Genomic DNA, 17476 nt, shown 5'->3' with positions numbered 1-17476 from the left:
GAGGTATTATATTCCTGCGTTTTGCTAGTCGCGCTGGATGCATTTTACAAATCAATGGCACTACTATGTTAATAGTTCCTGTCCTCCTAAACTTTCGGTACAATGAAGGGAAGGATGATAGGAATTTTTATTATCTTCATTCAGCAGGTTTCAAACACCTGCTGAATGAAGATAAAGCCTCCGGCGGATGTCACAGATTTTGAAGGGAGTTAATGAGGGCAACCTAAGTACGCCGCGTCCTGCGGCAACGGTTGCATGACCAACATCCTGTTGGCCTCAATTCAAAATCTGGACGCAATTACGCCGAGGCGTAATTGATTTACGAAAGGAGAGAGTGCCATGACATTGCGGTTTGTGACCGGGAGAGCCGGGACGGGTAAGACGACGATGATCGAGCGGGAGATTGCGGCGGATCTTCAACGGGATCCTTTGGGGCCGGCAGTCATTTTGATCGTGCCTGATCAGATGTCGTATTCCATGGAGCTGAGCTTGTCAGTGAATTTTGGCCTGAATGGCTTGATCCGTGCGCAAGTATCCACTTTCAAGCGGCTTGCGTGGCGTGTGCTGCAGGAGACGGGTGGCATTACTCGTAAAGAAGTCGACGGGTTCGGCTACAGGATGCTCGTTCGGAGCGTACTGGAGGAGAACCGGGAAGAGCTGAAGCTGTTCAAGCAGGCAGCGAATAAGAGAGGCTTCACGGAAAGAATAGGCGATCTCATGAAGGAGTTCAGCCGCTATTGCCTTGACCGGGAAACGTTGGCCGAATTCCGCCAGCAGTTGGCCATTGCCGATGCCCCGCGCACTTTGCAGGACAAGGTGAGCGATCTTTCATTGCTTGTATCGAAAATCGAGGAACGTCTCGGCACTTCTTATGTCGACAGCGAGGGGCATTTGGCGTTGCTAGCTTCTCAGATTAAGCACTCGGAGCTTATAAAAGGCGCAGAGATTTATATAGATGGATTTGAGAGTTTCACGGCGAGAGAGTATGAAATCATTACGGAATTGATGAAGCATGGGAATCGGGTGACTGTTGTCTTGCCGATGGAGTCCGATTTATCGGGGCATGCGGATCACGAGTTGTTCTTCAATCCTGTGCGAACATCAATGAAGCTCCGGGAGATTGCTCGTAATGAATCAGTCGACATCGAAGAGGGGATCCATTTGGACCAACCTCTTCGATTCAATAATGACGAGCTTCGCCACTTCGAGAAAGAGTTCGAGAAATATCCTCCGAAGGAAAGACCTTCCGAAGGGGCGGTTTCATTGATCGAAGCGACGGATCGGCGGGCGGAAATCCATGCGGTGGCAAGGAATATCCGCGAACTCGTCATGAAGGGCGGACGATATAAGGAAATTTCGATTTTGTACCGGCAACCTGACAAATACGATGAGCTCATTGAAACGATTTTTTCGCAATATGATATTCCGGTGTTCATCAGCCGGAAAAAGCCGATGCTGCATCATCCTCTCATTGAGTTTTCTAGGTCTGTCCTTGAAGCTGTTACGGCGGGCTGGACATATGAATCGATATTCCGGGCAGTGAAGACCGATCTGTTCTTTCCGCACCGGGAGGATAAGCTCCTTTGGCGGGAAAGGGCGGACCGCCTGGAAAATTATGTGCTTGCCAATGGGCTTTATGGCAATCGATGGTTCGATGAAACAAGGTGGAAAGTGAAGCGGTATCGAGGGCTGGAATTGCATACGACTGTGCAGACCGATGAGGAACTCGCGCTCGAGCGGGAGTTGCATCTGATCCGGAATCTGGTCCGGGAGCCGCTTGCGCAATTGGAAGGCAGGCTGAAACGTTCGAAAAGTGGCCGCGATGTCGCGGAAGCACTGTTTTTATTCATGGAATCACTGCAAGTATTCGATAAGATTATCGACTTGCGCGCTGATGAAGAGCGTGCGGGCCGCCTGCTGAACGCGACGGAGCATGAACAGGCTTGGAATTCGTGGATCAATGTCCTTGACCAGTTTGTCCTCATGTTCGGGGACAAGGAAATGGACTTGAAGGAAGCTGCGCGGATTTTGGATGAAGGGTTCGATACGCTCGAATTCACGCGTATTCCGCCTTCGCTCGATCAAGTGACAGTGACGACGATCGAGCTTGCAAGCCTCATGGAAATTGAAGTGGGATTTGTCATCGGCGTCAATGACGGCGTTTTGCCCCAACGGATCGACTCGGAAGGGCTCTTGTCGGACTCGGACAGGGAATGGTTTGCGATAAACGGCATCGAGCTTGCTCCATCCTCTAAAATGAAGCTTATGGATGAATCCTATATGGCCTACCGGGCATTCACATCGTCGAGGGACAAGCTTTTCATTTCCTATCCGATCGCGGACGAAGAAGGGAAATCATTACTGCCATCGCTTTATATCTCGCGCATACAGCAAGTTCTGCCGGGGGTCGGGCTGCAGTTGGCAGTGACGGATCCGTCCGAATTGCTGAATGAAGAAGAGCAGGCCGATTATATTATCCACCCTCGAACTGCGCTTCCGTACGTATCGATGAAAGTGAAGGAAGCGGAGCAGACCGGCGAGCTTGCAGCTGAATGGCGGGCGGTGCTCGCTTATTACGAGGATGATCCTTTATGGTCGTCCGTCTTGCAATACATTACGAAGCCAATGCATGACCGCAATGAAACGGAGCGGCTTGCGCCAGCTATTACAGAAGGCTTGTATGGCAAGAATTTTGTATCGAGTGTTTCACGTATTGAATCGTATTACAGCTGTCCGTTCCAACATTTCGCTTCGTATGGACTCGGCTTGCAGGAACGGATGGAATTCACACTTGAAGCGCCGTCGATCGGGGATTTATTCCACGCTGCACTGAAATGGGTGTCGGATGAAATGAACCGGACAGGTAGGTCATGGACGGAGTTGTCGAAGGAGCAATGCTGGCAATTGGCGAGGGACGCGATGGAGCATATTACGCCGATGTTCTTTAACCGCATTCTATTGTCGACAAGCCGCTATCATTACATCCGCCGAAAATTGACGCATATCGTGATGCGAACGATTTTTGCACTTGGCAAACAGTCGACAAAGAGCATGTTCCGCCCGATTGCAATCGAAGCGGCCTTCGGACCGGGGGAGCAATTGCCGCCTCTTGAAATTCCTTTACGCCGAGGCAATCAAATGAATTTACGCGGCAGGATCGACCGGGTTGATGCGACCGAAATCGACGGAAAGAATTATGTGCGGATCGTCGACTATAAATCGTCTTCGAAACAGCTTGATCTGACCGACGTCTATTACGGCATCTCCTTGCAGATGCTGACGTATCTCGATGTCGCCGTCGAGCATGCGGAGGAATGGATCGGCTTCAAGGCAGATCCGGCGGGCGTGCTCTATTTGCATGTCCATAACCCGATGATCCGTACGGAGCTTGAGATGACAGAGGATTTAATTGAAGAAGAGATATTGAAGTCCTATAAAATGAGGGGCTATTTGCTTGATGACCCCGATGTTGTCATGGGAATGGATGCACAGCTCGGCAAGACGTCAACTGTCATTCCGGCTGCTTTGAAGACAGACGGGACGTTTACGAAAGCGTCGAAAGTGCTGTCGACGGAAGATCTACAAATCGTCCGCAAGTTCGTGAGGCAGCGCCACCGGCAGGCAGGGGACGGGATGCTTGCAGGGGATGCCCGCGTGTATCCGTACCGTTTGAAGGATAAGATGCCTTGCCAATATTGCTCGTACCGTTCGGTGTGTCAGTTCGACCCGACGAATCCCGAGCAGAAATACAGGCATTATGACAGCCTGAACCCGGAGGAATCCCTTGAGAAGATGCGAAAGGATGTGAATGAAGATGGACATTCCAGTTAAACCGGCAGACGTGACATTCACGGATGCCCAGTGGAAGGCGATCTGGGCGACGGGGAAAGATGTGCTCGTGTCGGCTGCGGCAGGCTCTGGGAAGACGAAGGTACTCATTACTCGGATGATCGAGAAAGTGTTAAGTGAACACAATCCGATTGATGTGGATGAACTGCTCGTCGTCACATTCACAAACGCTGCGGCTGCGGAAATGCGCCACCGGATGGCAGAAGCGTTGGAAGAGGCAATTGCCGCTAATCCGGACTCCATCCATTTGCGCAGGCAGCTAAGCCTGTTGAATAAAGCGCAGATTTCCACATTGCACTCCTTCTGTCTGAACGTCGTCCGCCAATATGCATACTTGATCGACATCGATCCTGGGTTCCGCATCGCGGATAGTACGGAAGCGGCATTGCTGCGGGACGATACGATCGGTGAAGTGCTTGAAGATGCTTATAATGCAGAAAACCCCGAAGCGATGTACCGGCTTGCGGACAGCTTCACGTCGGATCGGAACGACCAGTCGATCGAGACGCTCATTGACAGGCTGTACGACTATTCGCGCGTGCATCCGTCGCCGGAAAGATGGCTGCGGATGATTCCGATGCAATATGAGCTTGATGATGAAGTGACGATTGACGAGCTGGATTTCATCGGCCCATTGAAGACGGCGATCCGCCACACGCTCGAGGAAGCGATTCATCTGACAGAAGACATGAAGCGGATCGCATTGATGCCGGAAGGTCCCGAACCGTTAGCTGCGACAGCCGACGCTGATCTGCAATGGATCAGGGAAGCGAAGCGCAGGATTGAAGAGGGGACTTGGGAAGATACGTATGCGTTCTTCGGCTCTCTCACATGGGTGAAGGCAGGCACGATCCGAAAGAACACTTGCGATGAGGAATTGGCAAAACAGGCGAAAGCGCTCCGCGATTCCGTGAAGAAAATCGTCAATTCATTGAAAGAATCGTATTTTACAAGGACACCGCAGCGCCTATTGGACGAAATCCGTCTCATGGCTCCGATGATGCACACGCTTGTCGGGCTCGTCATCGAATTCGGAAAGAGATATGGCGACGTAAAGATGGATCGCGGTCTTGTCGACTTTTCGGATTTGGAGCATTTTGCATTGCAGATTCTTGCCATGGAGAAGGACGGGGAACTTGTACCGTCTGACATCGCAGTTGATTATTTAAACAGATTTGCGGAAGTCCTTGTCGATGAATACCAGGACGTCAATCTGCTGCAGGAAGCAATCATCCAATTAGTGAAGCGCGGCAGCGAGTCGGACGGGAATCTGTTCATGGTCGGCGACGTGAAGCAGTCGATTTATCGGTTCAGACTGGCGGAGCCGGGACTATTTCTTGGGAAATATAATCGTTTTACGTCGAATGATGAAGAAAACGGTCTGAAAATTGATTTGAACGCAAACTTCCGAAGTCGGAGGGAAGTGCTTGACGCAACGAATTTCATCTTTTCCCAAGTGATGGGGAAACGGGTCGGCGAAGTCGAATACGATGAAGCCGCCGCTTTGAAATATGGCGCCCGCTACCCTGATAAGGAATCACCGGCTGCATTGACGTTACTGTATGAAGCTGACGAAGAGGACATGGAAGACGAAGCGACAGAGCTGACAGGGCAAAGTTTGAAAAGCTCGCAGGCGGAAGCAAGATATATGATCCGGAGAATCAAAGAGCTAATGGCTTCGGGAGCGGAAGTGACGGATGCGTTCACGGATAAACGGCGACCGCTCGAATACCGGGATATCGTTATTCTGATGCGCTCGATGACATGGTCCGGAGAAATTGCCGAGGAGTTCAAGCTTGCGGGCATCCCAATCTACGCAGAATTGTCGCGCGGTTATTTTGAGGCGATCGAAGTGATGATCATGCTCAACACGCTGCGTGTCATCGACAATCCATATCAGGATATTCCGCTCGCCTCTGTCCTTCGTTCACCGTTTGTCGGCATGACGGAAAACGAGTTGGCGCAAGTACGGCTAACGGCGAAAAACAAACCATTCTACGAGGCGCTGAAATTGTTCATGGCGACAGGTGGGGCGGGGATTTCTGCAGAAACGCAAGTGAAAATGCAACGGTTCTTCCTCATGTTCGAGGATTGGCGCAATCTTGCTAGACGCGGTTCGTTATCTGAGCTCATTTGGCAAGTGTATGCCGATACGCACTATTATGAAATGGTCGGCGCAATGCCGAACGGGAAGCAGCGGCAGGCGAATTTACGCGCACTGCATGACCGTGCCATCGATTATGAAAAGACGTCATTCCGTGGGCTATTCCGCTTCCTTCGATTCATCGACCGTATGCAGAAACGCGGAGATGATCTCGGCGCTGCCCGTTTCGTCAGCGAGACGGAGGATGTCGTCCGGATTATGACAATCCACTCATCGAAAGGGCTCGAATTCCCGTACGTGTTCGTCGCGGGAGCGGGCAGGCAGTTCAATAAGATGGACTTCAACGAACCTTACTTATTCGACCAGCATTTCGGTCTGGCGGTGAAGGCGATCGACCCTGAGTTGCGCATTACATACACATCCCTTCCATTCCTAGCGATGAAAGAGAAGAAGGAGCTTGAAATGCGGGCGGAGGAAATGCGCGTGCTGTATGTAGCGATGACGAGGGCGAAAGAGCATCTTGAATTGATTGCCACCGTCAAGGATATTGAAAAGGCGATCGGCAGCTGGCAAGACGCGCAGCTGATTGAGGCGGGCGAAATGCTGCCGGAATATACACGATCCCGTGCAAACGGTTATTTGGATTGGGTGGGGCCGGCCATCGCACGCCATCCGGATTTCGAGAAATTCGGTTTCATGTATGGAGGCCGTCCGGTTGATGATCCTTCTAAATGGGAAATTGCGGCGTATCCAGTCTCTTCATTCCTGATGATGGAAGAACAGGAGGAAGAAACTGTCGATAGACCTATGCCGACAACGACCGAAACTGTCATTGACGCGGATTGGTCCGATGAGGTGAAACGGAGATTCGACTATGTCTATCCGTTCATGGCTTCCGTTGAAAAGCGCTCCAAGCAGACGGTGAGCGACCTGAAAAGGGTGGCGCTGCTCGAAATGGAACCGGACTTCGACGACTTCTTCACAACAAAGGATGATGAAGTGAGCACACCTTATTTGCATGACCGTCCAGCATTCATGCAGTCACGTGCGCTGTCGCGGGCGGAAATCGGTACCGCGATGCATACGATCATGCAGCATATCGATCTGTCGAAGACGCAGACCGTACAAGACGTGGATCGGCTTGTCACTGAATTTACGGCGCGCCAATTATTGACGCTGGAAGAAGCGAATGCAGTCGATGTGAAGGCGGTCGTCCAATTTTTTGGGACACCGCTATTCAAGAGGCTGTCGCAATCTGCAAGGACACTCAGGGAAGTGCCATTCACGTATGCTTATGACGGAAAAGACGGAGATCACCAAATTCTACAAGGGATCGCGGACTGCCTGTTTGAAGAAAAAGATGGATGGGTGCTGCTCGATTATAAGACAGACAGGATCCGCGGAAGATTCCGGTCCGAAGAAGAGATTCAAGCTGAAATGCAAAAGCGATATGGCATCCAATTGAGTCTTTATAAAAAAGCGGTCGAATCGATCGCGGGAATCAAAATAAAAGAAATGGTCCTCTATTTGTTTGACGGGGCGAGGATTATGCATGTTCAGGAGGAATCGGTTTGAATGTAACACCAACGATTGGAAATCGCATTGAAGCGTTGGATACTTTGAGGGGCTTTGCGCTCCTCGGTATTTTTATTGTAAATATGCTCACGTTCCATTCACCTTATTTTTATATCGATGCCCATTCGTACTTCAGTACGCCGAGTGATGTGGCATCTTACAAACTGATCAATATTTTTGTGGAAACAAGTTTTTATCCAATTTTCGCAATGCTATTCGGGTATGGATTGAATATGCAATACGAAAAAGCGATTGCGAATGGTACGTCTTACGTGCCGATGATGGCGAGGCGACTTGCGATCCTTATGGGATTCGGCCTGATCCATGCGCTGTTCATCTGGTCGGGTGATGTTTTATTCACCTATGCGCTCATGGGCTTCATCATGCTGGCGATCGTTCGCGTACCGAAAAAATGGCTGCTATGGATTGCGCTCATCGTCTATATGCTTCCGACCTTCCTTGTTATCGGCGGCATCTATTTGCTGGAGAAGCTTAATCCTAACCAGTTAATGGAAGGGTTCGTAGACATCCAACGGATTGAATTGGCGATTACGGCGTATGCGCACGGGTCTTACGGCGAAGCGCTCGTTTTCCGAATGACGGAATGGCTCCTCATCGGATTGTCGAGTTCCTTCCTAGGCGTCTTCATGGTGCTGCCATTAATCATGCTAGGATCCGCGTTCTCAAAGTGGAAGCTGTTTGAACAGGCGGCGGAATTGAAAGGCAAAATTGCTATAGTCGGCCTCATCGCACTTGCGGCCGGTATTTTCATTAAGTCATGGCCGTATATGGACGGATTTGCCTACCATAATACACTGATCCAGCAGCTGATTGGCGGACCAATTCTGGCGATTGGCTATGCGTCTGTCATTATCCTGCTCTGTCAATTGCCTGTTTTCCGAACGATCTTCCGGCCGATTTCAAAAGCGGGGCGCATGTCATTGACGACATACTTGATGCAATCAATCATTGCAACTCTCCTATTCTATGGTTACGGCTTCGGACTGTATGGAAAAGTGGATTTAGAGACAGGAACAATGATTGCTGTCGGCATTTTTGCCATCCAAGTCATCTTCGCCGAGCTTTGGTTGTTGAAATTCCGGATGGGCCCTTTCGAATGGCTATGGCGGAAAGGGACATATGGGAAAAACATGCCGAAAAAAGAGGAGAAAAGGCAAGCTTTGTAGAAATGTAGTTATGTACCTGGAGAATGTTTAATTGAATGAAAAGGTTATCCACATTATAGGGAAGGATGGGCTTGTACATGAAACTGTTATCGTTCCGGTTTGAAGGAAAGACATTATTGGGTCCGAAAGTGAAGAAAGAGGAAGCGGTCTGGGATGTGAAATCGATTGCCAAAGCATTTGGCGAAACGGATTTCCCTTCAACAATCATCGAAGGCATTGCAGGAGGTTTGGAGTTTGTTGAAAAGGTGAGGAAACTTGCCGAGCAAGCTCGGAATAGTGAAAATCCGGAACAATTCAAGTACGCATTCACTGAAATCGAGTGGCTGTCACCGATTCCGCGCACACCGAAAAACGTTCTCGGTGTCGGTAAGAACTACGCCGACCATTCCGCTGAAATGGGGTCGGATGCGCCGCCTGAAAAGTTATTGATTTTCACGAAATCGCCTACAGCAATCGCTGCAGATGAGCAGGAGCTTTCGGCGCACGCGGATCTTACAGATAGCCTCGATTATGAAGGCGAATTGGCGATTGTCATAAGCAAGAAAGGGCGCAATATCCCGAAACAGCTCGCGTATGATCACGTATTCGGCTATACGATTGCGAACGATATTACGGCGAGGGATATTCAATACGGACATAAGCAGTTCTTCCTCGGAAAAAGCTTGGACGGCGCTTGCCCGTTAGGTCCTTATATTGTTACGAAGGATGAAATTCCGGATGCGCATAATCTGTCGATCGTCACAAAAGTGAATGATGAAGTCCGTCAAAACGGAAATACAGCCGATATGATCTTCAAGATCGACGAAGTGATTGCCGAAATCTCGAAATTTGTCACACTTGAACCGGGTGATGTCATTTTGACAGGCACGCCTGCAGGGGTCGGAAAAGGGATGAACCCTCCGGAATTCCTGAAAGCCGGTGATACGGTGAAGATTTCTGTTGAAGGCATCGGTACGCTCGTCAATCGATTTGTATGAGTTCATTTCCTACTCTGGAAAGCTTTTCTATGATAGGATTAAAAGGAATTTATCTATATTCAGCAGGCGTTCAGACGCCTGCTAAACATAGATAAAGCCTCCGGCGGATGTCACGGATTTTGAAGAGAGTTAATTGTGCAAGCACAATTCAAAATCCGGACGCAATTTCGCCGAGGCGAAATTGATTAATGATGAGGTGAACAGTTTGGACTTTTTATCTAGCACTCCCCATTTTCATATTTTCACATGGGTCGTCGGCATAATCCTTTTCCTCGTTGCGGCTGTCATGGCGAACGGAACGAAAGGGAAAAAGATCACCCATATGATTTCACGCCTTTTCTACGTGCTCATCCTTATTTCAGGAATCGCACTCTTCATTAAAGGCATGGATTACGGCAGAGGAATGGAATACGGTATTAAATTCCTGCTCGGCTTCTTGACGATCGGAATGATGGAAATGGTTCTCGTACGTTCCCAAAAGGGGAAGAAAGTGACAACGTTATGGGTTTTGTTCTTCGTCTTCCTATTTGCAACAATGTATTTAGGCTTCAGATTGCCGATGGGAATTGATTTTCTCGATACACCAAAAGCATAAAATGAAACAGCAGACCGTCGGCGAACATGCCGGCGGTTTTTTCGTGTATCGCCGTCTAGACTACGTGCGTCAGAGACATGCGCCCTCCGCTTATATTTATTTCACAAATTCGACTCATTTATTGGTGACACCGTGATTTTTCATCCCATTCCGTGGCGAGGAGAGCGCCGTTTTGTTAAAATGGCAAGAGATAGCTCGTTTAGGGAGGCTTTATCGTGAATAGGAAACGTTTGATTGGCGTAGCTGCCATTTTTTTATTGTTCTTTTCCGCACTAACACCAGCTGGTGCTGCTGCCAAGTCGGAACACAGTATAATGGATGAAAGCATATATGATCTGTTGGTGGACCGTTTCAATAATGGTGTAGGAAGGAACGACATCGATGTCGATACGCAAAAAGGAGACGCCTTCAATGGCGGCGATTTCATCGGTATCCAAGCACGCTTGCAGCATATTATTGACATGGGCTTTACGATGATTTCGTTAGGTCCCGTCTTCAAGACGGAGACGTATGATGGAAACAGAGCGCTGTCTTATACGGAATTGGAGCCTCATTTCGGCACGGAGGAAGAGCTCGGTGCATTAGTGAAGGAAATCCATAAAAAGAAAATGAAAGTGATTGCCGATTTTCCTCTCGGGAAAGTAAGCGCAGAGCATGAATGGGCGAAAAATCAGACCTATAGATCCATCCATGCCGCAGATGGCACGGTAAATTGGAATCCGGGCGATCGGAATGTAAAGGATGCATTGATCGAAGCCGCAATCGATTTCATCACCGCTTATGAGTTGGACGGTATCCGTCTGACGAAGCTTGAAGGGTTTGATGAAGCTTTCTTGAATGAAATGATCGAAGCAATCCACAATGCCAAAGATGGCGCTTACGTTTTAACGAATGAAGAAAGCGGGGCAGCGTTTGACTTGAAACCGAGCGATGCTAAGATGCAGGCGCTCCGTGAGTCTTACGTGAGATTCGATCCGGATTCCTCCCCAATGGATCTATTCAAAGAAGTTGGGAAGAAGGAATTGCTTCAATACGACGACTTGACGGGTCCACGCTTTACATACGATATCGTGGAAGCACGGATGTTCCCGCCTACCCGGTGGAAAGTTGCGGCGACTGCACTGTTTACGCTTCCAGGCGTCCCCCTTATGACATACGGTACGGAGATCGCGGTGAACGGAAAAGAAGCTCCTGAAAGCCACCCGCTATTCAATTTCAAGACGGATATGGAATTCAAAGATCTGATAGGCAATTTGAATCTGCTCCGAAATGAGTCAGAAACACTGCGTAGCGGGGACTTCGAGATGCTGCACAATGAAGATGGGTTCCTCATCTATAAGCGTACTTCCGAGGATGAAACGTGGCTGATTGCCATTAACAATACATCGAAGACGTCCAATTTGGCAATCCCTGTCGAAAAGATCGGTGAGAACAAGAAATTGCGAGGCGTTTTGGATGGAGATCTCATCCGGGAAACAGATGATGGCATGTTCCACGTCGTTTTGGACAGGGAGCTGGCAGAAGTGTATATCGCGGATGACGATAAAGGCTTCAATACGCCTTACTTGATCGCATCAATTCTCGTCTACGTCATGTTCCTCGGCTTCCTATTCCTCGTCATAAAAAAAGGGCGGGAAAAGAGACGGACGGATAATAAAACAGCATAATAAAAAAATGCCTTTTCGGACGTGGTGATGGTCATGTCAGAAGAGGCATTTTTCATTTGACAGTATTGATATTATTTATTCAAGAAGAAGATTGCAATTGTGCCAGGTCCGGCATGGGATCCGATTGCAGATCCGATCATATGGACTTCCACATCTTTCGGCTGGAACTTCTCTTCAATGAGCGCTTTCATTTCCAAAGCTGTGCTTTCGTCATCCCCGTGGCTGATGGCGATCGTCTGCTTCGATAATTCGGCACCGCGTTCTTCGATCAGCTCGAGCATGCGGCGAAGAACTTTTTTACGGCCGCGATGTTTTTCGATCGGTACAAGTCTTCCGCCTTCAACATGAAGCAAAGGTTTGATGTTCAAGAGGCCGCCGATGAATGCGCTCGCCTTCGATACACGTCCGCCTTTCGCCAAATAATCAAGGTCCTCGACTGTGAATAGGTGCTCCATATGGGCAGCCATGTCTCGGATTTTACGTTCGATCGTCCGGACATCGTCTCCCGCATCCCTCAAGCGGACAGCTTCTTTTACAAGAAGTCCACATCCAAGTGAAGCACAGCGTGAATCGATGAGGACGAGGTTCATGTTCGGATTACCTTCTTTTACTTGGTCTTTCATCATCACGCCAGTGTTATACGTTCCTGATAGCTCGGACGAAAAAGCGATATACAATCCGTCTTCTCCGGACTCTGCAAGCTCTTTCCAGGTGGAAAGGAACTTTTCAGGGGAAGCTTGCGATGTTTTCGGATGTTTCCCATTGCGGATGGCGTCAAACACTTCTTTCGAATCAATTTCAAGGACATCATCGCCTTCCTTGTCATCGATCAAGACACGTAATGGAATGAGCGTCACATCGTTTTCATCGAAAAATGATTTCGGTAAATCTGAACCACTATCAGCAAAAATTCTCATTGTGGATCCCCCTTATATTCTTTTTATATTTTTTTTGATAATAACAATCGTTCCTTCAACACTTCTGCAATGCCATCTTCATTATTCGTCAACGTCACTTCGTCCGCAATGGATTTCAGTCTGTCGATCCCGTTGCCCATCGCAACGCCGACGCCCGCGTAATCAATCATTTCTAGGTCATTGTCTTCATCTCCGAAAGCAATGATTCGTTCCTGCGGGATTCCAAGATGTTTGGCGACATGTGAAATACCGACCGCCTTATTCAACCCATGGCGCACGATTTCAATGACAGCCCATGGCGCGCCCCATCGTCTATGGTCGATCGCCTCGGCATAGACATCGGCCAAATGTCTTCGGATAGGCTCGACATTTTTTGGATCCGCCTGAATAAGCAAACTTGTAGGCTCGACTTGCAATGCCTGTCGGATGTCCCCTTGCTTGATGACTGGATCTCCGAAGGTGAGAATATCCAGTGGCTTTTCATCGTGATATTGCAAGTACACATCGTCCATCACTTCCGCTATTATGTTGTGGAAACGGAAATCATGCAGCGCATCAACGACATCATTGACGACAGGGAGAGGAATCGTTTCATGGACATTTTTCCAAGAACGGTCAGTTGGGTTATGCACGAATGCGCCATTGAAATTGACGATCGGAGTCTTCAATCCAAGCTGGCGATAGTACATCGAACTAGCACGATACGGCCGGCCAGTCGCAATCATCACCTGATGCCCTTGTTCTTCCGCCCGTTTCAATGTATGTGCAGTTTTTTCTGAGATTACTTTCTCGTCCGTCAGCAATGTCCCGTCCAAGTCGAGGACAATCAAATGCGGTTTCATAGTTTTGCCCCCTTTGGAAAGTTTCTATGTTGTATACCCATTTCCTCAATCGCTTCACCTTATATTGTCCAGTTTAGCGTTATCTATCGGAGCAAGTCAAAACATTCCGGAGGGAAACCGTCCTTTTTGTTTTTCTAGTAAAACTTTGGTACGATTTAGAAAAAGTACAGAAGGTGTTTGCATGATTGTAAAAGAAGAAAATTGGAGCAATATACCAATATTACATATTGTGGATGAGCGACACGAAAATAGCAATATACCAACAGTTATCTTTTTGCACGGCTTCACAAGTGCCAAAGAGCATAATTTGCATTACGCATATAATATTGCAAAGAATGGATTTCGCGTCCTGTTGCCCGATGCCCATTTACATGGCACGCGGGATGAAGGATTGGATGAAGTCCAGTTGAGTCTGCGTTTTTGGGAAATCGTCCTGACGTCGATTGAGGAAATGGATGTCCTTCATAAGGAGTTGCAGGAGAGAGGCGTCTCGAAAATCGGCATGGGTGGGACGTCAATGGGCGGAATTACGACGCTCGGCTGCTTGACTGCTTATCCGTGGATCGATGTCGCGACAGTCATGATGGGTGCACCAGGATATGTCGAACTTGCAAAGGCGCAGATGTCACAGTTCGAACGGCGCGGCTTCAAATTGCCGATTACCGATGAAGAACGGAAATCTTTGCTTAATACACTCGCCATTTTTGATTTGACCAAACAAAGGAAAAAGCTCAATAATCGTCCCGTTTACTTTTGGCATGGAGAAAATGATACGACCGTCCCGTTTGAACCGACATTCAATTTCTATAAAGCAGCGAAGAAGGATTATGTGGATGCTCCTGAGCAATTTGAGTTCATGGCGGATCCGACGGCTGGCCACGCCGTTTCTAGAATGGGCATGCTGCGTGCCGCTGATTGGTTCGCATCTTATTTGAATGAATAGGGTATCCTTGCTATGATGGAGGGAGAACAGATTCGGAAAGGGGAATTTCAATGAATGATGATATGAAGGGCAGCTTGATGGGTGCTCTGGAAAACGTGATCGATCCCGAGCTCGGAATTGATATCGTCAATTTGGGGCTTGTTTATGATGCGGAGCTTGATGAAGAAGGCACTGCCAAAGTGACAATGACATTGACTTCAATGGGTTGTCCGATGGGACCGCAAATCGTTTCCAACATCAAACAGGAACTGATGGAATTGCCTGAAGTGAAGGACGCGGACGTCAATATTATTTGGAACCCGCCATGGTCGAGGGATAAGATGTCGCGCTATGCGAAAATGGCGCTCGGCGTACGATAATAATACGTTACTTGAACAAGAAAAAGGTTGTTTGACTTATGTCAGGCAGCCTTTTTTGTTTTGTGTTTATTCCCATCGGTACAGGGGAAATTAAGCATGCGGAATGCTTTACTTGTTGGAATAAAAAGCATATAATTTAATTAATCAAAGATAGTCAAAGTCAAATTAATGAGGTGAATGTATATGAGAATGGATGGCGTACAAGAAGACCAACGTACACCACTTGAACAATTTGGCCGAAATCTCGTTGAAGATGTGAAGAACGGCAAAATGGACCCGGTAATTGGACGGGATGAGGAAATCCGGAATGTCATTCGAATTTTATCGAGAAAAACGAAAAACAATCCAGTACTGATTGGAGAACCCGGAGTCGGTAAAACGGCAATTGTCGAAGGTCTTGCCCAACGGATCGTCAAAGGCGACGTGCCGGAAGGTTTGAAGGATAAGCAGATTTTTGAACTCGATATGAGCTCCCTTATCGCCGGAGCGAAATACCGCGGGGAATTCGAGGAACGATTGAAAGGCGTATTGAAGCAAGTGAAGGAAAGTGACGGAGAAATCATCCTTTTCATCGATGAAATCCATACGATCGTCGGAGCCGGGAAGACGGAAGGTGCGATGGATGCGGGCAATATGTTGAAGCCTATGCTTGCGCGTGGAGAGCTGTATTGCATCGGGGCGACAACGCTTGACGAATATCGAATGTATATCGAAAAGGACCCTGCGTTGGAGCGCCGCTTTCAGCAAGTGCTTGTGCGCGAACCTTCCGTGGAAGATACGATTTCGATCCTTCGCGGTTTGAAGGAACGTTTTGAGTTGCATCATGGAGTCCGAATTCATGACCGGGCATTGGTTGCTGCCGCAACATTATCTGACCGCTATTTGACAGAACGATTCATGCCGGACAAAGCGATCGATCTAATGGATGAAGCGAGCGCGATGATCCGTACGGAAATCGACTCGATGCCTCAAGAACTCGACTCGGTCACACGCCGCATCATGCAGCTTGAAATTGAGGAGCAGGCATTGCGGAAAGAGACGGACGCCATCAGCCAGACGCGCCTCGAAGCGCTCCGTGCTGAGTTGCAGGAACTGAAGGATTCTTCCGCTGGAATGCGGGAACAGTGGAACAAAGAGAAAGAGGCGCTGCGCGGCATCCAGGACAAGCGGGAGGAACTTGACCGCTACCGCCGCGAACTTGAGGATGCACAAAACCGTTTTGATTTGAATAAAGCGGCTGAACTCCAATATGGCAAGATTCCTGAGCTTGAAAAGCAGCTTCATGAATTGGAAGCGACACTCATCACTAACTCCGAGAGCCGATTGCTGCGCGAAGAAGTGACGGAGGATGAAATTGCGATGATCGTCGCTCGCTGGACGGGCATCCCGGTTACGAAGCTCGTCGAAGGGGAGCGGGAGAAATTGCTCCGACTCCGTGAGACGCTAGAAGAAAGGGTCATCGGTCAGGATGATGCTGTTCAACTCGTCACGGAAGCAGTTTGGCGCGCCCGTGCAGGCATCAAGGATCCAGACAAGCCGATCGGATCATTCCTGTTCCTCGGTCCGACCGGGGTAGGGAAGACGGAGCTTGCGAAAACACTCGCAGCAACGCTATTCGATTCGGAAGACCATTTCATCAGGATCGATATGTCCGAATATATGGAGAAGCACAGCGTGTCCCGGCTCGTCGGGGCGCCTCCGGGGTATGTCGGCTATGAAGAGGGTGGACAGCTGACGGAAGCGGTGCGCCGCAATCCGTACTCAGTCGTTCTTCTGGACGAAATCGAGAAGGCGCATCCTGATGTCGCGAATATATTGCTTCAAATCTTGGACGACGGCCGCATAACCGATAGCCAAGGACGGCTCGTAAACTTCACGAACACGGTCGTCATCATGACGTCCAATATCGGATCCGCATACTTGCTGCAAGGCCAGTTCGATTCTGATGAGCATGCCGCCGAGGATTTGGTCATGGCGGAACTGCGCGGCCATTTCAAACCGGAGCTGCTGAACCGGATGGACGACATTATCATCTTCCATTCATTATCAGGCGACTCGTTCCGTTTGATTGCCAAGAAGATGCTTGAGAACCTTGTGAAACGGCTGGATGAACAGGAAGTCGAGTTGGAATACAGTGACAACGTTGTTGACTGGATCGTCCGAGAAGGTACGGACGCAGAGTTTGGCGCACGACCGTTGAAACGCTTCATCCAACGCCACGTCGAAACAGCTGTCGCCAAGGAAATCATCAAAGGCGACTTGAGAGATGATGAGAAGTTGGTACTGCGTATGGAAGATGGAAAGTTGCAGATTGATAAGAAATGATATAAGCCCTGGATGCCGATATCGAATCGGTGTCCAGGGCTTTTTTTGAATTAATTATTTCGAAGAGTTCTCGTTATCGGGTGGCAAGTTCTCGTTTAACGTTGAAGAGTTCTCGTTACCGGGGGCAAGTTCTCGT

General features: G+C 48.8%; 11 protein-coding genes. 9 read left to right on the top strand and 2 right to left on the bottom strand.

Annotation, left to right across the window (positions count from 1 at the left end):
• The first annotated feature begins 339 nt into the window (after nucleotides 1-339).
• The 6 genes from addB (at nucleotide 340) to OC538_RS06260 (ending at nucleotide 11954) form a co-directional block, all read left to right on the top strand.
• A complete protein-coding gene (gene addB, locus OC538_RS06285) occupies nucleotides 340-3831 on the top strand; it encodes a helicase-exonuclease AddAB subunit AddB (RefSeq protein WP_262173724.1) in 3492 nt (1163 codons plus the stop codon).
• Nucleotides 3809-7528: a helicase-exonuclease AddAB subunit AddA gene (addA, locus tag OC538_RS06280; RefSeq protein WP_262173723.1), complete on the top strand. Its 3720-nt coding sequence runs from the start codon at nucleotides 3809-3811 to the stop codon at nucleotides 7526-7528. The genes addB and addA overlap by 23 nt, the downstream gene beginning before the upstream one ends.
• Nucleotides 7525-8715, top strand: a complete 1191-nt coding sequence (locus tag OC538_RS06275; protein ID WP_262173722.1) for a DUF418 domain-containing protein — start codon at nucleotides 7525-7527, stop codon at nucleotides 8713-8715. The genes addA and OC538_RS06275 overlap by 4 nt, the downstream gene beginning before the upstream one ends.
• A gap of 77 nt (nucleotides 8716-8792) precedes the next feature.
• Nucleotides 8793-9692 carry a fumarylacetoacetate hydrolase family protein gene (locus OC538_RS06270; protein ID WP_262173721.1) on the top strand — a complete coding sequence of 300 codons (900 nt, stop codon included), beginning with the start codon at nucleotides 8793-8795 and terminating at the stop codon, nucleotides 9690-9692.
• Nucleotides 9693-9897: 205 nt separating this feature from the next.
• On the top strand, nucleotides 9898-10287 hold the full coding sequence (locus OC538_RS06265; RefSeq protein WP_262173720.1) for a YisL family protein: 390 nt from the start codon (nucleotides 9898-9900) through the stop codon (nucleotides 10285-10287).
• A gap of 215 nt (nucleotides 10288-10502) precedes the next feature.
• Nucleotides 10503-11954 (top strand): alpha-amylase family glycosyl hydrolase, encoded by a 1452-nt coding sequence (locus tag OC538_RS06260; protein WP_262173718.1) that lies wholly within the window; start codon nucleotides 10503-10505, stop codon nucleotides 11952-11954.
• A 71-nt stretch (nucleotides 11955-12025) separates the two neighbouring features.
• On the opposite strand, the gene OC538_RS06255 is transcribed toward OC538_RS06260, so the two are convergent.
• Both OC538_RS06255 and OC538_RS06250 read right to left on the bottom strand, forming a co-directional pair.
• Nucleotides 12026-12871 carry a DegV family protein gene (locus tag OC538_RS06255; RefSeq protein ID WP_262173716.1) on the bottom strand — a complete coding sequence of 282 codons (846 nt, stop codon included), beginning with the start codon at nucleotides 12869-12871 and terminating at the stop codon, nucleotides 12026-12028.
• A 23-nt stretch (nucleotides 12872-12894) separates the two neighbouring features.
• A complete protein-coding gene (locus OC538_RS06250; RefSeq protein ID WP_262173715.1) occupies nucleotides 12895-13713 on the bottom strand; it encodes a Cof-type HAD-IIB family hydrolase in 819 nt (272 codons plus the stop codon).
• Between the two features lie 181 nt (nucleotides 13714-13894).
• On the opposite strand from OC538_RS06250, the gene OC538_RS06245 reads away from it, so the two are divergent.
• From OC538_RS06245 to OC538_RS06235, 3 genes are all read left to right on the top strand, one after another.
• Nucleotides 13895-14656 (top strand): prolyl oligopeptidase family serine peptidase, encoded by a 762-nt coding sequence (locus OC538_RS06245; RefSeq protein ID WP_262173713.1) that lies wholly within the window; start codon nucleotides 13895-13897, stop codon nucleotides 14654-14656.
• A 50-nt stretch (nucleotides 14657-14706) separates the two neighbouring features.
• Nucleotides 14707-15015: a metal-sulfur cluster assembly factor gene (locus OC538_RS06240; protein ID WP_251693964.1), complete on the top strand. Its 309-nt coding sequence runs from the start codon at nucleotides 14707-14709 to the stop codon at nucleotides 15013-15015.
• Between the two features lie 177 nt (nucleotides 15016-15192).
• The gene (locus tag OC538_RS06235) at nucleotides 15193-17340 is read left to right on the top strand and encodes an ATP-dependent Clp protease ATP-binding subunit (protein ID WP_262173711.1); all 2148 of its coding nucleotides are present in this window, start codon (nucleotides 15193-15195) and stop codon (nucleotides 17338-17340) included.
• The last annotated feature ends 136 nt before the right edge of the window (nucleotides 17341-17476 follow it).

It is taken from the genome of Saccharococcus sp. Marseille-Q5394 (assembly GCF_946901335.1).
GTDB lineage: Bacteria > Bacillota > Bacilli > Bacillales_A > Planococcaceae > Sporosarcina > Sporosarcina luteola_C.
The sequence above is the reverse complement of the archived record's forward strand: the minus strand, read 5'-3'. Positions and strand labels throughout refer to the sequence as shown.